The sequence below is a fragment of the Pseudomonas sp. HMSC08G10 genome, assembly GCF_001808425.1.
Taxonomy (GTDB): Bacteria; Pseudomonadota; Gammaproteobacteria; order Pseudomonadales; family Pseudomonadaceae; genus Aquipseudomonas; species Aquipseudomonas guariconensis.
In genome coordinates this window covers 398208-420517 of the sequence record NZ_KV793298.1, presented here as the reverse complement: position 1 = coordinate 420517, position 22310 = coordinate 398208, and the positions used below count along the sequence as shown (strand labels likewise).

Below are 22310 nucleotides of genomic sequence, written 5' to 3'. Positions count from 1 at the left end.
TGCGCGCTGGGAGACCGCTTCATGAACCTCGAAAGCAAGTGGCTGGAAGACTTCAGCGCCCTGGCCGCCACCCGCAGTTTTTCCCAGGCGGCGGAGCGTCGTTTCGTCACCCAGCCGGCCTTCAGTCGGCGTATCCGTAGCCTGGAAGCGGCGCTGGGGCTGACTTTGGTGAATCGTTCCCGCACACCGATCGAACTGACCGAGGCCGGGCAGTTGTTTCTCGTAACGGCGCGCACGGTTGTCGACCAATTGAGCGAAGTTCTGCGCCACTTGCACCATCTAGAAGGCGGGCAGGGTGAGGTGGTCCAGGTGGCTGCCGCGCACTCGCTGGCATCGGGCTTCTTCCCACGCTGGGTGGCCCAGTTGCGCAACGACGGCCTAAACATCGCCACCCGTCTGGTGGCCACCAACGTGGGCGATGCCGTGCATGCGTTGCGTGAAGGTGGTTGCGACCTGATGCTGGCGTTCTATGACCCGGATGCGGCCTTGCAGATGGATGCGGAAATCTTCCCCTCGCTGCACATGGGCACTACCGAGATGCTGCCGGTATGCGCCGTGGGCGCCGACGGCAAGCCGTTGTTCGACCTTGAAGGCGAGAGCAGCGTGCCGCTGCTGGCTTACAGCGCTGGGGCTTTCCTCGGTCGATCGGTCAACCTGCTGCTGCGTCAGCGCAACCTGCGCTATACCACTGTCTATGAAACCGCCATGGCCGACAGTCTGAAGAGCATGGCCCTTGAAGGTATGGGCATCGCCTGGGTGCCACGGCTGTCGATGCGCGGCGAGCTGGAGCGTGGCGAACTGGCGATCTGCGGGGGCAGCCAGTGGCACGTGCCGTTGGAAATACGCCTCTATCGCTGCGCCTTGGTCCGCAAGGCCAACGTGCGTCTGCTCTGGCGCAAGCTGGAGGGTGGCACGACGACCGCACCTGTTGACCCAAAAGTCAGCCAAAGCCCCGAAAAATAAGGCCGACAGTTGGTCGCCGGGGGTGCCTGGATGGCTTCGCGTTACGTTATACTTCGCGGCCCCCAGGCCGGATCGATCCGGCCATGATCAGCAAACAAGCCACGCCGGTCGTCCCGCGTGGCTTGTTGTTTTTTGACGCGCCCAAGGGCGCACAAGCGAAGAGGCTCGACGATGAGTGCACTGGTTGGCGTGATCATGGGCTCCAAGTCCGATTGGTCCACCCTTAGCCACACCGCCGATATGCTGGAAAAACTCGGCATTCCCTACGAGGTGAAGGTGGTTTCCGCCCACCGTACGCCGGATCTGCTGTTCCAGTATGCCGAAGAGGCCGAAGGCCGCGGCATCGAGGTGATCATCGCCGGTGCTGGCGGTGCTGCCCACCTGCCGGGCATGTGCGCCGCCAAGACCCACCTGCCGGTGCTGGGCGTGCCGGTGCAGTCGTCGATGCTCTCGGGTGTCGACTCGCTGCTGTCGATCGTGCAGATGCCCGCAGGCGTACCTGTCGCCACCCTGGCCATCGGCAAGGCCGGTGCCATCAACGCGGCGCTGCTCTCGGCGAGCATCCTGGGTGCCAAGTACCCGCAGTATCACGCGGCACTCAAGCAGTTCCGCACGGAGCAGACCGAAACCGTCCTGGACAATCCGGACCCGCGTCAGGCCTGAGGCTATCAACATGAAGATCGGTGTAATCGGTGGTGGCCAGCTCGGCCGCATGCTGGCCCTGGCGGGGACTCCGCTGGGCATGAACTTCGCTTTCCTCGACCCGGCCCCGGACGCCTGCGCGGCTGCCCTGGGTGAGCACCTGCGCGCCGACTACGGCGATCAGGACCACCTGCGCCAGCTGGCCGACGAAGTCGACCTGGTGACGTTCGAGTTCGAAAGCGTTCCGGCCGAAACCGTGGCCTTCCTCTCGCAGTTCGTTCCGGTCTATCCAAGCGCCGAAGCCCTGCGCATCGCCCGTGACCGTCTGTTCGAAAAGAGCATGTTCCGCGATCTGGGCATCCCGACGCCGGCATTCGCCGACATCCTGTCCCAGGAAGACCTGGACGCGGCGGTAGCCAGCATCGGCCTGCCGGCAGTCCTCAAGACCCGTACCCTGGGCTATGACGGCAAGGGCCAGAAGGTCCTGCGCAGTGCCGAGGATGTGGTCGGCACCTTCGCCGAGCTCGGCAGCGTCCCATGCCTGCTCGAAGGCTTCGTGCCGTTCACCGGTGAGGTGTCGCTGGTGGCCGTGCGTGGCCGCGATGGCGAAACCCGCTTCTACCCGCTGGTGCATAACACCCATGAGAGCGGCATCCTGCGCCTGTCGGTCGCAAGCGATGCGCATCCGCTGCAGGCGCTGGCCGAAGACTACGTGGGTCGCGTGCTGCAGAAGCTGGACTACGTGGGTGTGATGGCTTTCGAGTTCTTCGAGGTTGACGGTGGCCTGAAGGCCAACGAAATCGCCCCGCGGGTCCACAACTCAGGGCACTGGACCATCGAAGGGGCCGAGTGCAGCCAGTTCGAAAACCATCTGCGCGCCGTGGCCGGCCTGCCGCTGGGCTCGACCGCCAAGGTCGGCGAGAGCGCTATGCTCAACTTCATCGGTGAAGTGCCGGCTGTGGATAAGGTCGTGGCCATCGACGACTGCCACCTGCACCACTACGGCAAAGCCTTCAAGGCCGGCCGCAAGGTTGGTCACGCCACCCTGCGCTGCGCCGACATGGCCACTCTCAAGGCCAAGATCGCCGAAGTCGAAGCGTTGATTGCCGGCTGATTGAACCTCTGCCCTGCGCAGGCCCTCTGAAATGGCAACAAGCCAAAGTGCTGTCTAGGCTTTGGCTTGTTCCATCTTCAAAGCAGAGGGATTGCCATGGGTATCATTGGAACCATTTTCATCGGCCTGATCGTCGGCCTGCTGGCCCGTTTTCTGAAACCAGGGGACGACAGCATGGGCTGGATCATGACCATTCTTCTCGGTATCGCCGGGTCCCTGGCCGCGACTTATGGCGGGCAGGCGCTGGGTATCTACCAGGCGGGGCAGGCCGCAGGTTTCTTTGGCGCCCTGGTGGGTGCCATCATCCTTCTGGTGATCTACGGATTCATCAAGAAACGTGGGTGACTGGTTTAGAATGCTCGGCAATTGACTGAGTTGCCGAGCATTTTCATGCGTGCGTTTTTCCTTGTTCCCCTACTACTGGCCAGTGCACTGGCCCATGCCGAGTTGCCTGAGACCGACTGGCTGGAACTGATGCCCAAGTCGGACCAGAAGGCACTCGAGCAGATGCCCGAAATCGACCACGACTCTCCCGAAGCCATGGGCACCTTCACCGACAAGGGTGGGCTCAAGCAGGCCAAGGGTCTGCCGGCGGTGATGTACTCCACCAAGACCGTGGCCGCCATGAATGGCAAACAGATCCGCCTGGGCGGTTATCCGGTACCGCTGGAAAGCGACGCCAAGGGCAACAGCACCTTGTTCTTCCTCGTGCCGTATCCCGGCGCCTGTATCCACGTGCCGCCGCCGCCACCCAACCAGCTGGTGCTGGTGCGTTATCCCAAGGGGATGAAGATCGATGACATCTACACACCGCTTTGGGTCAGTGGCACGTTGAAGGTGGAGAAGGTCAGCAACGACCTGGCCGATGCGGCCTATGCGCTGGAGGCAGGGAAGGTGAGAGTGGTGGAGGACGCTGACCTCTGATTCGATCTCTTCCGAGCTGCTCCCACAGGTCATGCCCGAACACTGTGGGAGCGGGTCTGGTCAGAGTGCTTCGCTGGTGATCGTAACGCTCAGCGAATGGCTCGCCCCCGGGGCCAGGGTCACCACGTCGTCCCACACATTCGCTGTCTCGATGCACAGCATTCGTTGCCAGCCATCATCCGCCATGTCCGCCAACTCCCGGGCGCGATCGGTCCATGGGTTCCAGATCACCGCCGAGCGTGAGCCCGTAGCGTGCAAAGTGATGCGGCGGTTCCATTGCGGGTCGACGATCTTCAGCAGATCAGGTGTCTGCAGGTAGATGCGGTCGGTCTCGCCGGCAAAGCCCAGGGTGCCGTGCTGCTGGCGCAGTTCCCAGTCGGCCAGGGTCTCGATGTAGCCAAGGTTCTCCACGCCCTCGACCCGAGCCTGTCGCACATCGCTGACTGCGAAGTAGCTGTGCAGGGCTTGGCTGATGGTGACGCTGTCATTACCCAGGTTGAGGCTGCTCAAGGTCATCTTCAGTTGCGTGCCCATTTCGATCAGCAGCTTGAGCTCGACCTCATGGGGCCAGCCAGCCAGGTCGCCCAGCGCTTCCGGCAGGCTGAACTCGATGCGAAGGCCTTCTGCGGCCTCCTCGATGCCCAGCAGCTGCCAGTCACGGGTGCGCGCCAACCCATGGGCAGGTGCCTGTTCGCCTTGGTACATGGCCTGCACGGCCTGGGGGTTGCGCTGCAGATTACCGAACCAGGGCCAGCACACCGGTACGCCGGCGCGCACGGACTTGCCCTGGCGGAAGATGGCTTGGTCGCTCAACCACAGTAGAGGGGGCTCACCCAGCCGTTGGTAGCTCAAGACCTGGGCGCCCTGTTGGGCGATCAGCAGTTCGGCGTGATTGCTGGTGATGCGCCAGCAGTTGAGTTCGCCGTGTTGTTCCGTTTCGACCTGGAAAGTAGCCATGCGCTCGTCTCGTCGTGATGCATATCAGGCCTTGGACCTCATGCCATGCAACGAGTTTACCGCGCCCCTGGCTCAGCGACGAGGGACGGAACGGGTGCGGCCACTGCCGTCAATGGCGACGAAAACGAACACAGCTTCAGTGACCTTGCGCCATTCACTGGACAGCGGGTCGTCGCTCCACACTTCCACCATCATCTGGATGGAGCTGCGGCCGATTTCCAGGGTCTGGGTATAGAAGGAAAGCTGTGCACCCACCGCCACCGGGACCAGGAAGGCCATGCGGTCGATGGCGACGGTGGCAACCCGGCCACCGGCGACGCGGCTGGCCATGGCGGTGCCTGCCAAGTCCATCTGGGCGACCAGCCAGCCGCCGAAGATATCGCCGAAACCGTTGGTTTCGCGGGGCAGGGCAGTGATCTGAAGGGCTAGGTCGCCCTGTGGGATAGGATCTTCTTGTTCGAGCTCAATCATGCGATGGGGCCTCGGACCCGTGACGCTTCGTTGGTTGGCGCAAATGACGCACGCCGGGAAAACGATTCAGCTTGAAACATACTACGCTGATTTCGCTCCGGCGGGCGGCCAAAGGGAGACTCTGCGAAACCGCCTGCAACATTGACCGGCGTTTTCGCGCAGCATCCCACGCAAGGCTCAGCCTTTTCCTACGAGCGGCCAGTATATAGACCTGAACAGCCAGCGACGACCGCGCATTCGTGAATATCTGTATGGATTTTGTACCGCTATGAGGCGGATGCGGCAATTTGTTATCTTCGCTGGCTACCGAGCCAGAAGCCGCATGACAAACGGCCTGCAAGACCAATAAGAGACCATTCCATGACCTCCGTGCCGAGCAGTATCGAGCAGCCCTCGCGGCCGCTGACCCGCAGTGACTACAAGACCCTTTCACTGTCCGCCCTTGGTGGAGCGCTGGAATTCTACGACTTCATCATCTTCGTGTTCTTTGCCACGGTAGTCGGCAAGTTGTTCTTCCCCGCCGAAATGCCCGAGTGGCTGCGCTTGATGCAGACCTTCGGCATCTTCGCGGCTGGCTACCTGGCGCGGCCGTTGGGCGGCATCATCATGGCCCACTTCGGCGACCTGCTCGGTCGCAAGAAGATGTTCACGCTGAGCATCTTCATGATGGCCTTGCCGACCCTGGTCATGGGCCTGCTGCCAACCTACGCGCAGATCGGCCTGTGGGCCCCGGTCCTGCTGCTCTTGATGCGTGTCGTGCAAGGTGCGGCCATCGGTGGCGAGGTTCCGGGCGCCTGGGTGTTCGTTTCCGAGCATGTGCCGGCGCGTAATACCGGTTATGCCTGCGGCACGCTCACGGCGGGCCTGACTTCGGGCATCCTGCTCGGCTCGCTCGTGGCCACCTTGATCAATACGGTCTACAGCGCCGACGAAGTGGCGGACTATGCCTGGCGCATTCCGTTCCTGCTCGGGGGCGTGTTCGGCCTGTTCGCGGTGTACCTGCGCCGCTGGCTGCACGAGACGCCGGTATTCGCCGAGATGCAGCAGCGAAAGGCCCTGGCCGAAGAGCTGCCGCTGCGTGCGGTGCTGCGCGACCATCGTGGTGCGATCATCCTGTCGATGCTACTGACCTGGCTGTTGTCGGCGGGCATCGTGGTGGTGATCCTCATGACCCCGGCGCTGCTGCAAAGCCTCTATCACATAAGCCCCACCGACTCGCTGAAGGCCAACAGTCTGGCTATCGTCCTGCTCAGCGTTGGCTGTGTGGGTGCCGGCAGCCTGGCCGATCGTTTCGGCGCCGGGCGTGTGTTCATCGTCGGCAGCCTGGCTCTGCTGGCATCGTCCTGGACCTTCTACCACAGCCTGCCGACGCGATCGGACCTACTGTTCCCGCTGTACGCGTTGACCGGTCTGTTCGTCGGCATCGTCGGTGCGGTGCCTTATGTGATGGTCAAGGCCTTCCCGCCGGTGGTGCGTTTCAGTGGGCTCTCGTTCTCCTACAACCTGGCCTACGCCATCTTCGGCGGCCTGACGCCAATGGTGGTCACCGCGCTGCTCAAGTTCAGTCCCATGGCGCCGGCCTATTACGTGGCCTGCCTGTGCGCCGTGGGTCTGCTGGTGGGTGTCTACCTGCTCGCGACCAAGCGCTGACCAAGGGCGGTCGTATCCGCGAAGACGGCATGGCGATGTTTATCCTCCAGTGCCGCAACATCCTGTAAAGGCCATCCCGGGCGACCGTGATGGCCTTTCATCCAATTGTCACATTCAAGTCATAGAGTGTTCATGCGGCCTGCAGATACTTGGGCCCGATCCATCTCACACCCCAAATATTCCTGCTAGGAGTTAGGCATGAAACTGAAGCGTTTGATGGCGGCCCTCACGTTCGCCGCCGCTGGCGTCGCTACCGCCAATGCGGTTGCCGCCGTCGATCCTGCAATCCCGACCTACACCAAGACCACTGGCGTATCGGGCAACCTCTCCAGCGTCGGTTCCGATACCCTGGCGAACCTGATGACTCTGTGGGCCGAGGCCTACAAGAAGGAATACCCGAACGTAAACATCCAGATCCAGGCTGCCGGCTCCTCCACCGCGCCACCCGCGCTGACTGAAGGCACCGCCAACCTCGGCCCGATGAGCCGCAAGATGAAGGACGTCGAGCTGCAGGCCTTCGAGCAGAAGTACGGCTACAAGCCGACCGCCATTCCGGTCGCCGTCGACGCCCTGGCAGTCTTCGTCCACAAGGACAACCCGATCAAGGGCCTGACCATGGCTCAGGTCGATGCCATCTTCTCCTCCACCCGTCTGTGTGGCGGCAAAGCCGACGTCAAGACTTGGGGTGATGTGGGCGTGACCGGCGATCTGGCCAACAAGCCGATCCAGCTGTTCGGCCGCAACTCGGTATCCGGTACCTATGGCTACTTCAAGGAAGAAGCGCTGTGCAAAGGCGACTTCAAGCCTAACGTCAACGAGCAGCCAGGCTCGGCATCGGTCGTGCAGTCGATCAGCAGCTCGCTGAACGGCATCGGCTACTCGGGCATCGGCTACAAGACCGCCAGCGTCAAGACCGTGCCTCTGGCCAAGAAAGAAGGCGGTGCCTTCGTCGAGGACAACGAAGCCAACGCCCTGAACGGCACCTACCCGCTGTCGCGCTTCCTGTACGTCTACGTCAACAAGGCCCCGAATAAGCCTCTGGCCCCGTTGGAAGCTGAGTTCGTGAAACTGATCCTGTCCCAGGCGGGCCAGCAGGTTGTGGTGAAGGACGGCTACATCCCGCTGCCGGCCAAAGTGGTCGACAAGACCCTGGCTGACCTGGGTTTGTCCCACGCCGGTAACGTTGCAAAGAAGTAAGTAACTGAGGAAGGGGTCGGCGCCGAACGCCGGCCTCCTCCACGAATTCCTCGTCCGAAGCCAGGATTCCTGAGCGGCGGGCTTTTTTGCGTCACTGCATTGTCATGTTTTTGTCATACGGGACCGCTAGGGTGTGCGCATGAATGATCTGGCCAACTCCACCATGACCCAAAATTCTCCCCCCGTGCGGATTGACTTCAATACGCCCGAGCTGCAACGCAAGCGCCGCCTGCGTGCGCTGAAGGATCGCCTGACTCGCTGGTATGTACTGGTGGGCGGGCTTGCCGTGCTGGCAGCCATCACCCTGATCTTCTTCTACCTGGCCTACGTGGTCCTGCCGCTGTTCCAGGGCGCCGAGCTGACCAGCAAGAAAGCGCTGGAGCCGACGTGGCTGCAACAGGATGCCGGCAAGCCGCTGATGATCGCCCTCGAGGAGCAGAACCTCGTGGGCATGCGCGTTTCCGATAAGGGCCAGGCGCTGTTCTTCGATACCAAGACCGGCAGCGAAGTCGAGCATGTCGACCTGCCGTTGCCGGCAGGCACTCAAGTCACGTCGATCAGCGCCGACCAGCCGGGCAGCCCGCTGGTGGTGCTTGGTCTGTCCAACGGCCAGGCGCTGGTGTTCCACCACACCTACAAGATCACCTATCCGGACAACAAGAAGACCATCGATGCGGGTATCGACTACCCCTATGGTCAGGCGCCGTTCGTGCTCGACCCACAGGGCCGCGCGCTGGAGCATGTAAGTGTCAACGTCAACGGCGATACCTTGCTGCTGGCTGGCTCCACCGGTTCGCAACTGCACGTGACCGAGCTGACCCGTCAGGAAAATATGATGACCGGCGAAGTCACCACCGAGCAGAACCGCATCGAGCTGCCGCAGATGACCGAGCCGGTGAAGGCCATCTTCGTCGATCCGCGTCAGCAGTGGTTGTACGTGGTCAACGGTCGTGCCATCGCTGACGTCTTCAGCCTGCGCGACAAGAGCCTCAATGGTCGCTACAAACTGTCTGAAGATGGCGACACCGAAATCACTGCCAGTGCTCAACTGGTCGGCGGCATCTCGCTGATCTTCGGTGATTCCAAGGGCGGCCTGAGCCAGTGGTTCATGGCTCGCGACCCGGACGGCGAGTCGCGCTTCAAGCTGATCCGTAGCTTCCAGCTGGGCAAGGCGCCGGTCGTGCAGATCGATGCCGAAGAGCGTCGCAAGGGCTTCGTCGCGCTGGACAGCGAAGGCAAGCTGGGCGTGTTCCACAGCACTGCCCACCGCACCCTGCTGGTCGAGCCGGTCGCAGAAGGCGCCGGCGTGCTGGCCCTGTCGCCACGCGCCAACCGCATCATCATCGAGCAAGGCGGCAAGCTGTTGCCCCTGAGCCTTAAGAACCCGCACCCAGAAGTGTCTTTCAGTGCGCTGTGGGGCAAGGTCTGGTACGAGAACTATGACGAGCCGAAGTACGTCTGGCAGTCCACGGCCTCCAACACCGATTTCGAGCCCAAGCTGAGCCTGTCGCCGCTGACCTTCGGCACTCTGAAGGCCGCCTTCTACGCGATGATCCTGGCCGCGCCTCTGGCCATCGCCGCCGCTATCTACACCGCCTACTTCATGGCCCCGGGCATGCGCCGCAAGGTCAAGCCGGTCATCGAGTTGATGGAAGCGATGCCGACGGTGATCCTCGGCTTCTTCGCCGGCCTGTTCCTGGCACCGTACCTGGAAGGTCACCTGCCAGGTGTGTTCAGCCTGCTGCTGATCCTGCCGATCGGCATCCTCGCCGCCGGCTTTGCCTGGAGCCGCCTGCCAGAGTCGATCCGCCTGCGTATCCCGGACGGTTGGGAAGCGGCGATCCTGATCCCGGTAATCCTGGTGATCGGTTGGTTCGCCCTGTTCATGAGCCCGTTCATGGAGAACTGGTTCTTCGGCGGCGACATGCGTCTGTGGATCACCAATGACCTGGGCATCACCTATGACCAGCGCAACGCCCTGGTAGTGGGTATCGCCATGGGCTTCGCCGTCATCCCGAACATCTACTCCATCGCCGAAGACGCTGTATTCAGTGTGCCACGCAGCCTGACCCTGGGCTCCCTGGCCCTGGGTGCGACACCCTGGCAGACCCTGACCCGCGTGGTCATCCTCACCGCAAGCCCGGGTATTTTCTCGGCGCTGATGATCGGCATGGGCCGTGCGGTGGGCGAGACCATGATCGTGCTCATGGCCACCGGTAACACCCCGGTCATGGAGCTGAACCTGTTCGAAGGCATGCGCACCCTCGCCGCCAACGTGGCGGTGGAAATGCCCGAATCCGAAGTCGGCGGCAGCCACTACCGTGTGCTGTTCCTCGCTGCCCTCGTGCTGCTGATGTTCACATTCATCATGAACACCTTGGCCGAGCTGATTCGCCAGCGTCTGCGCAAGAAATACTCGTCGCTTTGATAGAAAGGTAGAGATCCGTGAAAAAGGATTCCCTCAAAGGCTGGTTCAAGAGCGGCGCCCCTGGCGTCTGGATCAGCGGTGGCGCGGTCGCCATGGCGGTGATCATGACCGTCGGCCTGCTCGCCGTGATCGCCGTCCGCGGCCTGGGCCACTTCTGGCCAGCCGACCTGATCCAGGCCACCTACAAGGTGCCGGGCCAGGGCGATCATGTGATCATCGGAGAGGTGGTGCAGAAAGAAGAAGTGCCACGTGCCCGCCTCAAGGGCGCCGGCTTGCCGGTGCCGGACGAAGGCCCGGAGTTCATGACCCGCGAGCTGGTCAAGGTGGGTAACCGCGACCTCAACGGCAGCGACTTCACCTGGTTGGTAGGCGACTGGCTGGTCGACCAGCAGAAACCGGCCGACTTGATTGCCTTGGAGCGCCGCGAGTGGGGCAACTTCTATGGCTACCTGGCGAGCGTCAAGGAAGAAGGCCGTGTGGTCGCCGAAGGCCCTGCCGCCTGGGCTGAGCTGCAGAGTCGCCTCAAGCGCGCCGACCAGCTGGCCCGAGAGCTGCAGACCCTTGAGAAGAAAGACATCGGTGCCATCAACCATGGTCTTGAGCGTCTGCGCCTGCAGGCTCGCAAGCTCGAGCTGGACGGCAAGCTGGACGCTGCCGCCCAGGCGGACATGGACGCCGAGCGCGCCGAGCTCAACGCTCGCTACAAGGCCATCGAAGAGCGCCTGACCGGCCTGCACCAGGCATTCGCCCGCGACAGCCTGGTGGCCCGCGACGGCAATGGCCGCGAAGTGGAGATCAACCTGAGCAAGGTGGTCCACGCCTACCAGCCCAACGGCATGTCTGTCATGACCAAGCTGGGTGTGTACTTCAGCAAGGTGTGGGAGTTCCTGAGCGACGACCCGCGTGAAGCCAACACCGAGGGCGGTATCTTCCCGGCGATCTTCGGCACCGTGATGATGACCCTGATCATGGCCGTGATCGTTACCCCGTTCGGTGTACTGGCGGCGGTCTACCTGCGTGAATATGCCAAGCAGGGCCCGGTGACTCGACTGATCCGTATTGCGGTGAACAACCTGGCGGGTGTTCCGGCGATCGTCTACGGCGTGTTCGGCCTGGGCTTCTTCGTCTATGTGCTGGGTGGCTCGATCGACCGCCTGTTCTTCCCCGAAGCCCTGCCGGCGCCGACCCTCGGTACCCCGGGCCTGCTGTGGGCCTCGCTGACCCTGGCGCTGCTGGCGGTGCCGGTGGTGATCGTGGCCACCGAGGAAGGCCTGGCGCGCATCCCGCGTACCGTGCGTGAAGGCTCCCTGGCGCTCGGTGCGACCAAGGCCGAGACCCTGTGGAAGATCGTCCTGCCAATGGCCAGCCCGGCCATGATGACCGGCATGATCCTCGCCGTGGCCCGTGCCGCGGGCGAAGTGGCGCCGCTGATGCTGGTCGGTGTGGTGAAACTGGCGCCGTCGCTGCCGGTGGACGGTAACTACCCGTACCTGCACCTGGACCAGAAGATCATGCACCTGGGCTTCCACATCTACGACGTCGGTTTCCAGAGCCCCAACGTCGAGGCCGCGCGGCCGCTGGTGTACGCCACCGCGCTGCTGCTGGTGCTGGTGATCGCGACCCTCAACCTCTCGGCGGTGTGGATCCGTAACCACCTGCGCGAGAAGTACAAGGCCCTCGACAGCTGATTTCAGCTTTAAGCTTCAAGCGGCAAGCTCCAAGCAGATTGCCGCTTTGACCCAACTTGCAGCTTGCAGCTCGAAGCTTGCAGCTACGAACGGAGTGAGAACATGCAGCATGAATCCCACGCCCACGGCATCGACATGTCCGCCCTGGGCCGCGACAAGCAGAGCCTGCGCCTGGCCGAAGAAACCGTGGCCATCGAAGTCCCGGGTCTGTCCCTGTTTTACGGCGACAAGCAAGCGCTGTACGACGTGAAGATGAACATTCCCAAGCAGCGCGTGACCGCCTTCATCGGCCCGTCTGGCTGCGGCAAGTCGACCTTGCTGCGCACCTTCAACCGCATGAACGACCTGGTCGACGGTTGCCGCGTGGAAGGCGCGATCAACCTGTACGGCAACAACATCTACCGCAAGGGCGAGGACGTGGCCGAGCTGCGCCGCCGCGTCGGCATGGTGTTCCAGAAGCCCAACCCGTTCCCCAAGACCATCTATGAAAACGTGGTCTACGGCCTGCGCATCCAGGGCATCAACAAAAAGCGCGTGCTCGACGAAGCCGTCGAGTGGGCCCTCAAGGGCGCGGCTCTGTGGGATGAGGTCAAGGACCGCCTGCACGACTCGGCACTGGGCCTGTCCGGTGGTCAACAGCAGCGTCTGGTCATTGCCCGTACCATCGCCGTTGAGCCGGAGGTGCTGCTGCTCGACGAACCTTGTTCGGCCCTGGACCCGATCTCGACGCTGAAGGTCGAAGAACTGATCTACGAACTGAAATCCAAGTACACCATCGTCATCGTGACCCACAACATGCAGCAGGCGGCCCGCGTATCGGACTACACCGCCTTCATGTACATGGGCAAACTGGTCGAATTCGGGGATACCGACACGCTGTTCACCAATCCGGCGAAGAAGCAGACCGAAGACTACATCACCGGTCGTTACGGCTAAGGGCGCCTTTGGCGCAGCTGCAAGCTTCAAGCTGCCAGCTGCCAGAAAAAGCGGTTAGCGCGGCGCCAGGGAACGACACGAACCACTTGAAGCTTGCAGCTTGAGGCTTGCAACTTCGCGGAGCGAAAGCATGATCAACAAAGAGAGCCTTACCCACCACATCTCCCAGCAGTTCAACGCCGAGCTCGAGGAGGTTCGCAGCCACCTCCTGGCGATGGGTGGCCTGGTCGAGAAGCAGGTCAACGACGCCGTCACCGCGTTGATCGAGGCCGACTCGGGCCTGGCCCAGCAGGTGCGTGAAGTCGACGAGCAGATCAACCAGATGGAGCGCAACATCGACGAGGAGTGCGTGCGCATCCTCGCCCGTCGTCAGCCGGCGGCTTCTGACCTGCGTCTGATCATCAGCATCTCCAAGTCGGTGATCGACCTGGAGCGCATCGGCGACGAATCGACCAAGATCGCCCGCCGCGCCATTCAGCTGTGCGAGGAAGGCGAGTCGCCACGCGGCTACGTCGAAGTGCGCCACATCGGTGACCAGGTCCGCAACATGGTGCGTGACGCGCTGGACGCCTTCGCCCGTTTCGATGCGGATCTCGCCCTCTCGGTGGCCCAGTACGACAAGACCATTGACCGCGAGTACAAGACCGCCCTGCGTGAACTGGTCACCTACATGATGGAAGATCCGCGCTCGATCTCCCGCGTGCTGAGCGTAATCTGGGCCCTGCGTTCGCTGGAGCGCATCGGCGACCATGCGCGCAATATCTCGGAACTGGTGATCTACCTGGTGCGCGGCACCGACGTGCGTCACATGGGCCTCAAACGCATGAAGGCCGAAGTGCTGGGCGAAGCGGCCGACGATGGCGAAATCGCTAATGTTCCGGCCGAATCGGACGATAAGTAGGATTGCTCCCGAGCATCGACGCCCGGCCTAGGCCGGGCGTTTTCGTTTGCGGTCGAGCAGCCAGCAGGCACCCGCGAATGACCAGAGGAGTCCCGGCGTGACCAGTGGTTTGGCAAATGGCCATCAGTCGGCGGTATGCTAGTCGGGGTTCAAGAGGAGTATCGATGAGTAAGGTCAATGTGCTGGTCGTGGATGATGCGCCATTCATCCGGGACTTGGTGAGGAAGTGTCTGCGCAATGCCTTCCCAGGCATCGTCATCGAAGATGCGGTCAACGGCCGCAAGGCCATGGCCATGCTGGGCAAGGAGCGGTTCGACCTGGTCCTGTGCGATTGGGAAATGCCGGAGATGTCTGGCTTGGAACTGCTCACCTGGTGCCGGCAGCAGCCGGAGTACAAGGACTTGCAGTTCATCATGGTGACCAGCCGTGGCGACAAGGAAAACGTGATCCAGGCCATCCAGGCCGGTGTTTCCGACTTTGTGGGCAAGCCGTTCACCAACGAGCAACTGCTGACCAAGGTGAAGAAGTCCCTGACCAAACTCGGCAAGCTCGACAGCCTGATGGCCAGCGCGCCGGCGCGGGTCAACTCGGCATTTGCCAATGACTCGCTCAGTGCCCTGACCGGCGGTCGCCCCGAGACGGTCAAGGCCCCGGTGGCTGCTGCCGCTGCGCCGGCACCTGCGCCTGGCAAACCACTGATCAACGCCCCGACCCCGAAGACGGCCGCCGCCGCAGCCCAGAGTGGACGTGGCCAGGGGCAGTTGCGCTTGTCCAGCGGTACCCAGCCCTGCGTGATCAAGGCCCTGAGCCTCAAGGAAGCCTTGCTGGTGGTTCGTCGCAGCGCCACCCTGCCGCAGGTGCTCGAAGGGGCGGTGTTGGACCTGGAGCAAGGCGAGAATGCCGAAGTCGCGCGGCTCAATGGCTACCTGCACGCCATCGCCGCCCTGGAGCCCAAGCCTGAAAGCGACTGGCTGCAACTGACGTTCAAGTTCGTCGACCAGGATGCGCAGAAGCTCGACTACCTGTCGCGCCTGATCGCCCGCGGAACCGCGCAGAAGCACTTCACCCCCGGCGCCTAGATCGTCAATCCGGAGCGCGGCTGCGCGCAGGTAAACCCGCCCACAGGTATCCGCGGAGCACGTGTGGGAGCGGGTTTACCTGTGAAGCAGCCACCGTCCATGGATACCACGGCTTTGCCCGTTTTCACGGGTGAAGCGGGGCGCCAGTGATGGCCAATTGCTCAATTCCCGACCAACTGCAATACCCCTTTGAAATCCGACTGCTAGGCTTCCAGACACAATAACTGTCAAAAAGCCACCGCCATGCCAACTCGTCTGCTGCTGTTCTGTGCCTTGCTCACGGTCTCGGCGTCGAGCGTGGGCATGACCCTGTACAAGACCACCGATGCCTACGGCGTGGTCTCCTACTCTGAACACCCAAGCCCTGGTGCCAAAGCGTTCGTGCTGCGCGAGCCGATGTTCGAGCGGCTGGAACGCCAGGTGCGTTTGCGTACAGTCGATTTTGCGGGCGGTACGCGCTTTTTCGTGCGTAACGATCTGTTCGCGCCGGTGGAGGTCGAGCTGCGTTTGCAGCGCCTGGCCAATGTCCAGGGCGGCAATGCGCCCCGGATCGTCCGACGCGTGGTGCCGCCGCGCTCGACCCAGGTGCTGACGGTACTGGCGGCTTTGCCCGGCGAGCAGGTGAAGTACGAGTCGAAACTGCGCTATGCCCTGGGTGACCCCGCCCGACGCCCGCAGGCGTTCCGCTATCCGTTCCCCTGGCAAGGAGGGCCGTTCCGGCTGAGCCAGGGCCCGAACGGGCGCTTCAGCCACTTCGGCCCCAAAGGGCGCTACGCCATGGACATCGCCATGCCCGAAGGCACACCGATCGTCGCGGCACGGGGCGGGGTGGTGGTGAAGATCGAGAACAGCCAGACGGGCCGTGGCAACAACCCGGCGGGCAACTTCGTCAGGATCCTGCACCCGGATGGCACCATGGGTGTCTATCTGCACCTGATGCGCGGGTCGGTGGTGGTCAGCGAAGGGCAGCGGGTGTTGCAGGGGGCGCCATTGGCGAAGTCGGGCAATACCGGCAACAGCAGCGGGCCGCACCTGCATTTCGTGGTGCAGCGCAACGTGGGGTTGGCGTTGGAGTCCATTCCCTACCAGTTCGACCGACCGATCGGAGGGATGCCAGACTTCACCGCTGGCAACCCTTGAGCTTGCAGGGGGCGCTGTGGATGCTGGTGCCAGCCAGCGATGGGGCGCAAAGCGCCCCCAGGGCAGTCAGATGAGCTTCAGTACCTTGGCCAGCACGATCTTCGGCCCTTTCATCTTCTTGATGATGATGCGCAGGCCTTCGACCTCCAGCACTTCCTCTTCCTCCGGCACGCGCTTGAGCGTTTCATAGACCAGACCTGCCAGGGTCTCGGCCTCGATGTGGTCCAGATCCACCCCCAGCAGCCGTTCGACCTTGAACAATGGCGTGTCGCCACGTACCAGCAGCTTGCCTGGCTGGTAGGCGAGGATGCCGCGTTCGGTCTTGCGGTGCTCGTCCTGGATGTCGCCGACCAGCACTTCCAGCACGTCCTCCATGGTGAGGTAGCCGATCACCTTGCCGTCGGCTTCCTCGACCAGCACGAAGTGCGCGCCGCCCTTGCGGAATTGCTCCAGCAGCTGGGACAGCGGCATGTGCCGCGAGACGCGCTCCAGCGGGCGAGCCAGGTCGTCCAAGTCCAAGGTTTCTGGGAAGTGGTCCATCTCGGCCAGTTCCAGCAGCAGGTCCTTGATGTGCAACAGCCCCACGAACTCTTCGCGCTCGGCGTCGTAGACCGGGTAGCGGCTGAACTTGTGGCGACGGAACATCGCCAGGATTTCCTTGAGCGGTGCCTTGGCATCGAGGCTGACCATGTCCTCGCGGGAGTTGGCCCAGTCGACCACTTCCAGTTCGCCCATCTCCACCGCCGAAGCCAGTACACGCATGCCTTGGTCGCTTGGGTCCTGGCCACGGCTCGAATGCAGGATCAGCTTGAGTTCTTCGCGGCTGTAATGATGCTCGTGGTGCGGTCCAGGCTCGCCCTGGCCGGCGATACGCAAAATGGTGTTGGCGCTGGCGTTGAGCAGGTAGATCGCCGGGTACATCAACCAGTAGAACAGGTACAGCGGCACCGCCGTCCACAGCGACAGCAGCTCGGGTTTGCGGATCGCCCAGGACTTGGGCGCCAGCTCGCCGACCACGATGTGCAGGTAGGAGATCACAAAGAAGGCGACGAAGAACGAGATCGCTTTGACCAGCTCCGGCGTATCGACGCCAACGGCGGCTAGCAGCGGCTCGAGCAGGTGCGCGAAGGCCGGCTCACCGACCCAGCCCAGGCCCAGGGAGGCCAGGGTGATGCCCAGCTGGCAGGCCGACAGGTAGGCGTCCAGTTGGTTGTGAACCTTGCGCAGGATGCTGCCGCGCCAGCCGTGCAGTTCGGCGATCGACTCGACGCGGGTCGCGCGCAACTTGACCATGGCGAACTCGGCGGCAACGAAGAAGCCGTTGAGCAGCACCAGAAGGAAGGCAAAGAGAATCATGCCGAAGTCGGCGAAGAGGGAGATGAAGCTGAAACCAGGGGAAGGGTCCATGATGGAGTTTTTACAGGGTCCGTCTTTGAATTAGGGAGAAAAAAAGTGCCAGCGTTGGCTGGCACAGGGGATCCAATGTAGCGGCTGAAGCTGCAAAAGCAAAGGGCGCGCTACCACCCCGTTGGTGGCAACGCCGCCTGCACGGCTGGCACGCACCTCGTGGGAGCGGGTTCAGCCGCTAACCAGACACCTGGGTGTCATGCACCGGCTGTGCCGGCGTCGGCGGATAAAATCGCGCCTGCGGTGCCGTGGTTTCAGGCTTTGTTCGTCACCACCTGGGCAGGTGCGAAATGGCAGGTGAAGGTGCTGCCGTGGCCTGGCACGCTGCTGATCTCCAGACGTGCACGATGGCGCAGCAGCACGTGCTTGACAATCGCTAGGCCAAGCCCTGTGCCGCCCGTATTGGAGGCGCGGCTGGAGTCGACCCGGTAGAAGCGCTCGGTCAGGCGGGGCAGGTGCTTGGCATCGATGCCGATGCCGGAGTCTTGCACGGAGAGGTGAGCACCTTGCTCGTCCGCCCACCAGCGAATGCGGATGTTGCCTTCGTCCTGGGTGTACTTCACGGCGTTGAACACCAGGTTGGAGAAGGCGCTGCGCAGTTCCGACTCGCTGCCCTTGAGGCGCACGCCAGGCGCCGCCTCCAGCGTGATGCGCTGGTTGCGTGGTCCGGACAGCGCTTGAGCGTCGCCCTTGATCGATTGCAGCAGGGCCTCGACGGCCACGGGCTGATTGTCCGAGGGATAGTCGGTGGCTTCGAGCTTGGCCAGCAGCAGCAGGTCGTTGAGCAGTGCCTGCATCCGTGCGCCTTGCTGGCTCATCTGCTGGAGCGCCCGGCCCCAGCGTGGGTTCACGTCGTCGACGTTGTCCAGCAGGGTTTCCAAGTACCCTGTGATGACCGTCAGGGGGGTGCGCAGCTCGTGGGAGACGTTGGCGACGAAATCCTTGCGCATCTGCTCGAGCTGATGGATGCGGGTGACGTCGCGTACCAGCATCAGGTGCTCGTTGTTGCCATAGCGGGTGATATGAAGCTGGACCCGCATCCGGTCGTTGATCGGGGAAGGGATCTCCAGCGGCTCGACGTAGTTCTCCGATTCGAAGTACTCCTTGAAGCGCGGGTGGCGCACCAGGTTGGTCACCGGCTGGCCGCCATCCTGTGGAGTCTTGAAGCCCAGCAGGGTTTCGGCGGCGCGGTTCCACCATTCGAGGTTGCCTTCGCTGTCGAGCATGATCACCGCATCGCGCAGCGCCGCGGTGGATTCCTGCACCCGGTCGATCACTGCCTGCAGGCGGCCGCGCACCCGCTGATCGCGACGTTGCAGGTGGTAGATGCTGTCGAACACCTCGCCCCATAGGCCGTAGCCATCGGGCGGGGCTTCGTCGGGCTGATGATTGCGCAGCCAGTCGTGCAGGCGCAGCAGTTGCTTGAGGGTCCAACCCAGGTAGAGCGCAAGGCCGATGGCCAGGCTCCAGCCGTAGTAGCCGCTGACCAGCCCGCCGATCAGGCAGACGGTGATCAGCAGCAGCATGTGGCGAATCAAGGTCGCGTGCCAGTTCTGGTTCAATTGAGGGGATCCTTCGGATCCAGCTTCGAGCTGCAAGCTGTGTGCTTCAAGCTGCAAGAAGAAGCGGATCGGTGGTGCTGTTCAGTCCTTTTTTCCAAGCCTGGCGGCAAGCTGTTCGGTGCTGCCGGCGCGTGCCGCCTGAAGCTTGGCGCTTGCAGCTAGCTCTTGGTCGAGAAGCGGTAGCCGGTGCCTCGGACGGTTTGTACCAGATTTTCGTAGGCTTCTCCCAATGCCTTGCGCAGGCGACGGATATGCACGTCGACGGTGCGTTCCTCGACATAGACATTGCCGCCCCAGACTTGGTCGAGCAACTGGCCCCGGGTGTAGGCGCGCTCTTGGTGGGTCATGAAGAACTGCAGCAGGCGGTATTCGGTGGGGCCCATCTCGGCGGGCTTGCCGTCGATGGTCACGCGGTGGCTGATCGGATCGAGCAGCAGACCACCCACTTCGATCGGCGCCTCGCTGTCGCTGGGGCCGGTGCGGCGCAGTACGGCTTTGAGACGCGCGACCAGCTCACGAGGCGAGAACGGCTTGGTGATGTAGTCGTCGGCGCCGACTTCCAGGCCCTGGATCTTGTTGTCCTCTTCACCCTTGGCGGTGAGCATGATGATCGGGATGTCGCCGGTCAGCTCGTCGCGCTTAAGGCGCCGGGCCAACTCGATGCCCGAGGTGCCGGGCAGCATCCAGTCGAGCAGGATCAGGTCCGGCTTGCGGTCGACGATGATGGCATGGGCTTGCTGGGAGTTTTCCGCTTCCAGGCAGTCATAGCCGGCCATTTCCAATGCAACGGCGATCATCTCGCGAATGGGCGCTTCGTCGTCGACGATCAGAATGTTTCTGCCAACCATTGCGTAAAACCTCTCCCAGGAACTGTGTCTTGGCCCGCATTAGATAACGGAATTATTGCAGCTGTGTGACAGGACATTGGCGATTCTGGCGACATTCCATGACTGGACTAGGCTTGAAGGGGCCGCCACGGCGGTGGCGAAACCTCATTTACACCCCCCGAAACCATGGTGATTCCAATGACACGACATACGCTGAGCTGGATGGCCCTTTTCGCTGCGCTGGCGCTACCGGGGGTGGCATCGGCCCACCACGCGATGGAAAAGGATGGCATGTGGGTCGATCATGCTGGCATGACCCTCTACACCTTCGACAAGGATGCCGACGGCAAGTCCATGTGCAACGGCGAGTGCGCCAAGAACTGGCCACCGTTGATGGTCAAGGCCGAAGACGAGCCCGCCAAAGACAAGTGGACCCAGGTCACCCGCGATGACGGGACAAAGCAGTGGGCCTATGACGGCAAGCCGCTGTATACCTTCATCAAGGACAAGAAAGCCGGGGACAAGACCGGTGACGGCGTGAAGGACGTCTGGCATATCGCCAAGCCTTGAACCTTACAGAGCGGGTTTACCCGCGAATGCGAAGGTGCAATTACCATCGATTCGCGGCTAAACCCGTCCCACAGCGATGGTGCAGGGCTCAGCGCAATGCGTAGTCCACCACCACACCGATGAAGATCAGCATCCCTGCCCAGTGATTGTGCAGGAAGGCCTTGAAGCACGATTCTCGGTCCAGCTTGCGCGTAGACCAGTATTCCCAGGCAAAACACCCAGCTGCCGCAAGCAGGCCCAGGTGGAACCATCCCCCCATGTCGAAGCGATGGCCCGCCAGCAACAGGCAGCCCAGCGACAGCATTTGCAGAGTCAGGATGATGGTCCGGTCGGCCTCGCCGAAGAGGATTGCCGTGGATTTCACGCCGATCTTCAGGTCGTCGTCGCGGTCCACCATTGCGTAATAGGTGTCATAGCCCACGGTCCACAGCAAATTGGCGATGTACAACAGCCAGGCGCTGGCCGGCAGCTCGCCCCCTGCGGCGGTGAACGCCATGGGGATACCCCACGAGTAAGCCGCACCCAGCACCACCTGGGGGTAGTAGGTGTAGCGCTTCATGAATGGGTAGCAGAATGCCAATGCCACCGCGCCGAACGACAGCCATACCGTGCGGGCATTGGTGCACAGTACCAGCAGGAAACTCACTCCCACCAGGATCGCGAACAGCATCAGCGCTTCGCGAGGCCTTACCCGGCCGCTGGCCAGCGGCCTGTCGGCGGTGCGTTTGACATGGCCATCGACCTTGCGGTCGGCGAAGTCGTTGATGCAGCAGCCGGCGGCACGCATCAGTACCACGCCCAGGCCGAAGATCAGCACATTGGCCAGCGTCGGCGAGCCGTTGCCGGCGATCCACACTGCAGAAAGGGTGGGCCACAGCAGCAGGTAGATGCCGATCGGGCGGTCCATGCGGCTGAGCTGGATGAAGTCCCAGGCCCGGGGATGCAGGCGGTTGAACGACTTGAGCAGTTGCAGGTACATCAGCGGATTTCCTCCTTGGCCGCTTGCCACAGGGCCGGCAGGAACACCTCGGCCACCAGCAGGTCAAGGCCATCGCGGGCAAACCGCGAACGCCGCCCCCACAGGTTGGCATGGCGCGCTTCGGGCGGCAGCCAAGCCTGTGGATAACTGCACACTTCGATGGGGTGACGGGTGAAGGCCTGGTCGCAGAACAATAGCTCGCCCAGCGAGCGGCTGCCCAACGTCTCGAGGTCCAGGCCACCGCGCTCCAGGGCGCTGCGCCCGGCCACGCTGCGGGCGAACACCCAGGGTTGGCCATGGCCGCGCAAGTAGACTTCGCGCACCCAGCCTTCTTCGCCAGGAGCCAGGCCCAAGGCTTGGCATTCGTCATCGCGCAGGGGCTGCCAGCCCTCGAACAGGGGGGTGACGGCGAAGTGGTCACGGGAGAGGTGGGTCAGGCGGCGAGTCAGGGAGCCTTGATCGAAGAGCCAGTCGAGAATCGACGGTTCGATGCCGGCAGCCAGCTGTGAATACGGCAGCCACGCGACAGCGGCTGCTTGCGGGGTTTCGTACGGCACGTCGGTATGCTTGTTACAGCCAGAGAGGCGGCGAGCTTAGCATGTTTGCCGCTGTTGCTTGCATACTGCTGGAAGGGCCAGTACAAAGCCCCTGCGGTACCGCCGCGCCTGATCCAGATGAGGAAGAACGAGATGAAGAAGTGGCAATGCATAGTCTGTGGCCTGATCTACGACGAGGCCGAAGGCTGGCCGGATGACGGCATCGCCCCGGGCACCCGCTGGGAAGACGTGCCGGAAGACTGGCTGTGCCCCGACTGTGGTGTCGGCAAGAGTGATTTCGAAATGATCGCCATCGGCTGATCACACCTGTTCAACGAG

At 62.7% G+C, this 22310-nt stretch carries 22 protein-coding genes; 15 read left to right on the top strand and 7 right to left on the bottom strand.

Annotation, left to right across the window (positions count from 1 at the left end):
• The first annotated feature begins 21 nt into the window (after positions 1-21).
• The 5 genes from HMPREF3173_RS07990 to HMPREF3173_RS07970 all read left to right on the top strand — a co-directional run bounded on the left by HMPREF3173_RS07990 (position 22) and on the right by HMPREF3173_RS07970 (position 3643).
• The gene (locus tag HMPREF3173_RS07990; RefSeq protein ID WP_070572186.1) at positions 22-963 is read left to right on the top strand and encodes a LysR substrate-binding domain-containing protein; all 942 of its coding nucleotides are present in this window, start codon (positions 22-24) and stop codon (positions 961-963) included.
• Positions 964-1134: 171 nt separating this feature from the next.
• Entirely contained in the window at positions 1135-1626 is a 492-nt protein-coding gene (gene purE / locus HMPREF3173_RS07985; RefSeq protein WP_043209945.1) for a 5-(carboxyamino)imidazole ribonucleotide mutase, read from the top strand.
• 10 nt (positions 1627-1636) lie between these two features.
• Complete coding sequence (locus HMPREF3173_RS07980) at positions 1637-2719, top strand: 5-(carboxyamino)imidazole ribonucleotide synthase (protein WP_070572184.1); 1083 nt, start codon at positions 1637-1639, stop codon at positions 2717-2719.
• Positions 2720-2815: 96 nt separating this feature from the next.
• A complete protein-coding gene (locus HMPREF3173_RS07975) occupies positions 2816-3064 on the top strand; it encodes a GlsB/YeaQ/YmgE family stress response membrane protein (RefSeq protein ID WP_043209941.1) in 249 nt (82 codons plus the stop codon).
• A gap of 45 nt (positions 3065-3109) precedes the next feature.
• Positions 3110-3643, top strand: coding sequence for a DUF3299 domain-containing protein (locus HMPREF3173_RS07970; protein ID WP_070572283.1), 534 nt, complete (start codon positions 3110-3112; stop codon positions 3641-3643).
• A gap of 60 nt (positions 3644-3703) precedes the next feature.
• Here HMPREF3173_RS07970 and HMPREF3173_RS07965 read toward each other — a convergent pair whose 3' ends face one another.
• A complete protein-coding gene (locus HMPREF3173_RS07965; protein WP_070572182.1) occupies positions 3704-4600 on the bottom strand; it encodes a D-hexose-6-phosphate mutarotase in 897 nt (298 codons plus the stop codon).
• Between the two features lie 72 nt (positions 4601-4672).
• Entirely contained in the window at positions 4673-5071 is a 399-nt protein-coding gene (locus HMPREF3173_RS07960; RefSeq protein ID WP_003253317.1) for an acyl-CoA thioesterase, read from the bottom strand.
• A gap of 360 nt (positions 5072-5431) precedes the next feature.
• On the opposite strand from HMPREF3173_RS07960, the gene HMPREF3173_RS07955 reads away from it, so the two are divergent.
• The 8 genes from HMPREF3173_RS07955 to HMPREF3173_RS07920 all read left to right on the top strand — a co-directional run bounded on the left by HMPREF3173_RS07955 (position 5432) and on the right by HMPREF3173_RS07920 (position 16090).
• On the top strand, positions 5432-6721 hold the full coding sequence (locus HMPREF3173_RS07955) for an MFS transporter (protein ID WP_070572180.1): 1290 nt from the start codon (positions 5432-5434) through the stop codon (positions 6719-6721).
• Positions 6722-6919: 198 nt separating this feature from the next.
• The gene (locus HMPREF3173_RS07950) at positions 6920-7918 is read left to right on the top strand and encodes a phosphate ABC transporter substrate-binding protein PstS (protein WP_070572178.1); all 999 of its coding nucleotides are present in this window, start codon (positions 6920-6922) and stop codon (positions 7916-7918) included.
• Between the two features lie 139 nt (positions 7919-8057).
• Positions 8058-10346, top strand: coding sequence for an ABC transporter permease subunit (locus HMPREF3173_RS07945; RefSeq protein WP_070572176.1), 2289 nt, complete (start codon positions 8058-8060; stop codon positions 10344-10346).
• Between the two features lie 17 nt (positions 10347-10363).
• On the top strand, positions 10364-12034 hold the full coding sequence (gene pstA / locus HMPREF3173_RS07940) for a phosphate ABC transporter permease PstA (protein WP_070572174.1): 1671 nt from the start codon (positions 10364-10366) through the stop codon (positions 12032-12034).
• 102 nt (positions 12035-12136) lie between these two features.
• The gene (gene pstB, locus HMPREF3173_RS07935; protein WP_043209930.1) at positions 12137-12970 is read left to right on the top strand and encodes a phosphate ABC transporter ATP-binding protein PstB; all 834 of its coding nucleotides are present in this window, start codon (positions 12137-12139) and stop codon (positions 12968-12970) included.
• Positions 12971-13100: 130 nt separating this feature from the next.
• Positions 13101-13871, top strand: a complete 771-nt coding sequence (phoU, locus tag HMPREF3173_RS07930) for a phosphate signaling complex protein PhoU (protein WP_043209928.1) — start codon at positions 13101-13103, stop codon at positions 13869-13871.
• Between the two features lie 164 nt (positions 13872-14035).
• Positions 14036-14950: a response regulator gene (locus tag HMPREF3173_RS07925; protein ID WP_070572172.1), complete on the top strand. Its 915-nt coding sequence runs from the start codon at positions 14036-14038 to the stop codon at positions 14948-14950.
• Positions 14951-15193: 243 nt separating this feature from the next.
• Entirely contained in the window at positions 15194-16090 is an 897-nt protein-coding gene (locus HMPREF3173_RS07920; protein WP_070572170.1) for a peptidoglycan DD-metalloendopeptidase family protein, read from the top strand.
• A gap of 66 nt (positions 16091-16156) precedes the next feature.
• Here HMPREF3173_RS07920 and HMPREF3173_RS07915 read toward each other — a convergent pair whose 3' ends face one another.
• The 3 genes from HMPREF3173_RS07915 to phoB form a co-directional block, all read right to left on the bottom strand.
• Entirely contained in the window at positions 16157-17497 is a 1341-nt protein-coding gene (locus tag HMPREF3173_RS07915) for a hemolysin family protein (protein ID WP_043209925.1), read from the bottom strand.
• Between the two features lie 254 nt (positions 17498-17751).
• On the bottom strand, positions 17752-19023 hold the full coding sequence (gene phoR / locus HMPREF3173_RS07910) for a phosphate regulon sensor histidine kinase PhoR (RefSeq protein ID WP_256544146.1): 1272 nt from the start codon (positions 19021-19023) through the stop codon (positions 17752-17754).
• A gap of 194 nt (positions 19024-19217) precedes the next feature.
• Positions 19218-19907 carry a phosphate regulon transcriptional regulator PhoB gene (phoB, locus tag HMPREF3173_RS07905; protein WP_003253341.1) on the bottom strand — a complete coding sequence of 230 codons (690 nt, stop codon included), beginning with the start codon at positions 19905-19907 and terminating at the stop codon, positions 19218-19220.
• Between the two features lie 177 nt (positions 19908-20084).
• Between phoB and HMPREF3173_RS07900 the strand changes: the two genes are divergently transcribed.
• Positions 20085-20456: a COG4315 family predicted lipoprotein gene (locus tag HMPREF3173_RS07900; RefSeq protein ID WP_043209922.1), complete on the top strand. Its 372-nt coding sequence runs from the start codon at positions 20085-20087 to the stop codon at positions 20454-20456.
• Between the two features lie 88 nt (positions 20457-20544).
• Here HMPREF3173_RS07900 and ubiA read toward each other — a convergent pair whose 3' ends face one another.
• Both ubiA and HMPREF3173_RS07890 read right to left on the bottom strand, forming a co-directional pair.
• Positions 20545-21435: a 4-hydroxybenzoate octaprenyltransferase gene (gene ubiA, locus HMPREF3173_RS07895; RefSeq protein WP_070572166.1), complete on the bottom strand. Its 891-nt coding sequence runs from the start codon at positions 21433-21435 to the stop codon at positions 20545-20547.
• A complete protein-coding gene (locus HMPREF3173_RS07890; RefSeq protein WP_070572164.1) occupies positions 21435-21992 on the bottom strand; it encodes a chorismate--pyruvate lyase family protein in 558 nt (185 codons plus the stop codon). The genes ubiA and HMPREF3173_RS07890 overlap by 1 nt, the downstream gene beginning before the upstream one ends.
• 132 nt (positions 21993-22124) lie before the next feature.
• Between HMPREF3173_RS07890 and HMPREF3173_RS07885 the strand changes: the two genes are divergently transcribed.
• Positions 22125-22292 (top strand): rubredoxin, encoded by a 168-nt coding sequence (locus HMPREF3173_RS07885; protein ID WP_011536423.1) that lies wholly within the window; start codon positions 22125-22127, stop codon positions 22290-22292.
• Positions 22293-22310: the final 18 nt, after the last annotated feature.